This window comes from Pseudomonas sp. Pseusp97 (genome assembly GCF_047304025.1).
Taxonomy (GTDB): domain Bacteria; phylum Pseudomonadota; class Gammaproteobacteria; order Pseudomonadales; family Pseudomonadaceae; genus Pseudomonas.
In genome coordinates this window covers 1-3,070 of the sequence record NZ_JBGLYK010000368.1, presented here as the reverse complement: position 1 = coordinate 3,070, position 3,070 = coordinate 1, and the positions used below count along the sequence as shown (strand labels likewise).

Genomic DNA, 3,070 nt, shown 5'->3' with positions numbered 1-3,070 from the left:
CCCCCCCCCCCCTCCCGGGGCGCTCTCTTCCCCGGCCCGCCCCCCAAACCCCCGCCCCCCCCCCCCCCCGGCAGGCAATCGACGGATAACCCGTTCCGGGTTATGCGCCCTACGGCCTTCTCGTAGGATGGCGTGGAGCGAAGCGATACCCATCACCAGTGAGATGTCCAGGGCAGCATGGGTATCGCAAGCTCCACCCATCCTACGACAAGCCGCAACAGTCACTCCCCCTGCTGCGCCCGGTAGGCCCCCGGCGTCAGCCCCGTCCATTTCTTGAACGCCCGATGGAAGGCCGAGGGCTCGGAGAATCCGAGCTGGTCGGCGATGTCCTGGATCGAGAGTTCGTCGCGGCCCAGGTAGTAGATCGCCAGGTCGCGGCGCAGCTGGTCCTTGAGCTCCTGGAAGTTCGGCCCTTCCTCGCGCAGGTGGCGGCGCAGGGTCTGCGGGCTCATGTGCAGTTGCGCCGCGACCTGTTCCAGGTCCGGCCAACTGCGGCAGTCGCGGCCGAGCAGGCGGCGGATCTGGCTGGTCAGGCTGTCGCCGCCATCCGGGCGGGCGAGCAGGTCGGCAGGGGAATCCTTGAGGAAGTGCTTGAGCGTGCGCTCGTCCTGCAACAGCGGCATGTCCAGGTAGCGCGCCTGCAAAAGCAGGCTGGTGCTGCCGGCGGAAAAGCGGCGCGGGCAGGGGAACAGCAGGTCGTACTCGGCCTGATGCTCGGGGGCCGGGTAGCTGAAGGTGGCTTCCTCCAGGCGGATGCGCTGGCCGATCAGCCAGCTGGCCAGGCGGTGCCAGATCAGCAGCAGGCTCTCGGCGAGGAAGTGATCCGGGTCGCGCAGGTGGGCCTCGTCGAGGGTCAGGCGGGCGTGTTCGCCGTCGCGCACCAGTTCGATCCGCGGCGCCTCGGGGAACAGCCCGTAGAACAGCGCGCCGCGTCCCAGCGCCTTTTCCAGCGTGCGGCAATGAATGATCGCGTTGCACATCATGGCGAAGGTGCCGCGCTTGCTGGGCATGGCGCCGAAGCCCATGTACTCGTCGTCGAGCACTTCCCACAGGCGCTGCATCAGGCAGGTGAACTGCGACGGATCGACCCGCGCGCGGGGTTCGTCGAGGATCGCCGGGGCGATGCCGGCGTCGCGCAGCAGGACATGGATATCCAGTCCCTTGCGCTGCGCGCCATGGACGGCGGCGCGGACGAAGTGGCTGGCAATGGTGCGTTCTCGCATGAGCGGTCCTTGTTGTTCTGGCCGCGCGTCCAACAGCTGCGCGGTAAACCCGGATCGAACCTGATCGGGGTTCTACAATCTACGGTACGAAGGCCGTGGCGGATACCCGCCAGAGGGCGGGAAACCCGCCAGTGAGGAGGCGGGAATCCGCCAATTCCGCGGCCTTCCGTGCCGCGACTTTTCACGGAACTCGTTGAATTTAAAGGGATTAGTTATTTTTCAAAGGTCTGGCACAGCACTTGCGATATGCGCTCAAGGCCTGCCGTCTGGCATGCCCTGAAAACAAATTCTCCCATTGCAGGGAGATAACGCGTTCGGTGTTGTGTTTCCCCCGGGGAGCACTCGCCCGTGAGGACAGAGCTGCCATGACCAAGCAACCCTTCTACAAGAGCCTGTACGTGCAGGTACTGATCGCCATCGCCATCGGTATCGCGCTCGGCCACTTCTACCCCGACACCGCCAAACTGATGAAGCCGCTGGGCGATGGCTTCGTCAAACTGATCAAGATGGCCATCGCGCCGATCATCTTCTGCACCGTGGTCACCGGTATCGCCGGCATGCAGAGCATGAAGGCGGTGGGCAAGACCGGCGGCATGGCGCTGCTGTACTTCGAAATCGTTTCCACCGTCGCGCTGATCATCGGCCTGGTCGTGGTCAACGTTGTCCAGCCGGGCGCCGGCATGCACGCCGATGTCGCCACGCTGACCGCCGAAATGAACAAGAACGCGGCGCTCACCGGCTTCATCGCTTCGGGCGAGAAGCAGAGCACCATCGACTTCTTCATGAACGTCATCCCGAGCACCGTGGTCGGCGCCTTCGCCAACGGTGACATCCTGCAGGTGCTGTTCTTCTCCGTGCTGTTCGGCTACGCGCTGCACCGCCTGGGTGACTACGGCAAGCCGGTGTTCGAGTTCATCGATCGCATCACCCACGTGATGTTCAACATCATCAACGTGATCATGAAGGTCGCTCCCATCGGCGCCTTCGGTGCCATGGCCTTCACCATCGGCGCCTACGGCCTCGGCTCGCTGGTGCAACTGGGCCAGCTGATGCTGTGCTTCTACATCACCTGCCTGCTGTTCGTGCTGATCGTGCTGGGCGGCATCGCCCGCGCCCACGGCTTCAGCATCCTGCGCTTCATCTCCTACATCCGCGAAGAACTGCTGATCGTGCTGGGCACCTCATCCTCCGAGTCGGCCCTGCCGCGCATGATCGCCAAGATGGAGAAGCTGGGCGCCGACAAGAGCGTCGTCGGCCTGGTGATCCCGACCGGCTACTCGTTCAACCTGGACGGCACCTCGATCTACCTGACCATGGCTGCCGTGTTCATTGCCCAGGCCACCGACACCCCGATGGACATCACCCACCAGCTGACCCTGCTGGTGGTGCTGCTGATCGCCTCCAAGGGCGCCGCCGGCGTTACCGGTTCGGGCTTCATCGTGCTGGCCGCCACCCTGTCCGCTGTCGGCCACCTGCCGGTTGCGGGCCTTGCGCTGATCCTGGGTATCGACCGCTTCATGTCCGAGGCCCGCGCCCTGACCAACCTGGTCGGCAACGGCGTGGCCACCATCGTGGTCGCCAAGTGGTGCAAGCAGCTGGACGAGAAGACCCTGTCCGCCGAACTGGCCGCCGGCCCGGGCAACTCCGCGGAGCTGCAGCCTTCCTGACGGGTTTCCAACGAGCAATTCGGCCCGGTGAACGTGAAGCGCCGGAGCCTTTCCAGCCCGCTCCTATGAGCGGGCTTTTTTATGGGCCTGTGGTATGTGGCGGCGGCTGTCTGTAGGAGCGAGCTTGCTCGCGAACGGCTTCCCGGCGGCTTCGGAGTTGGGCGGGTTCGCGAGCAAGCT

Annotated in this window: 2 protein-coding genes; one reads left to right on the top strand and one right to left on the bottom strand. The window is 64.9% G+C overall.

Translation table 11 applies throughout. The features are described 5' to 3' along the window. Positions 1-221: 221 nt before the first annotated feature. Positions 222-1,223 (bottom strand): AraC family transcriptional regulator, encoded by a 1,002-nt coding sequence (locus ACCC94_RS28925; RefSeq protein ID WP_413353019.1) that lies wholly within the window; start codon positions 1,221-1,223, stop codon positions 222-224. 365 nt (positions 1,224-1,588) lie between these two features. Here ACCC94_RS28925 and ACCC94_RS28920 point away from each other — a divergent pair, with 365 nt between their 5' ends. Next, positions 1,589-2,890 carry a dicarboxylate/amino acid:cation symporter gene (locus ACCC94_RS28920; protein WP_138526068.1) on the top strand — a complete coding sequence of 434 codons (1,302 nt, stop codon included), beginning with the start codon at positions 1,589-1,591 and terminating at the stop codon, positions 2,888-2,890. The last annotated feature ends 180 nt before the right edge of the window (positions 2,891-3,070 follow it).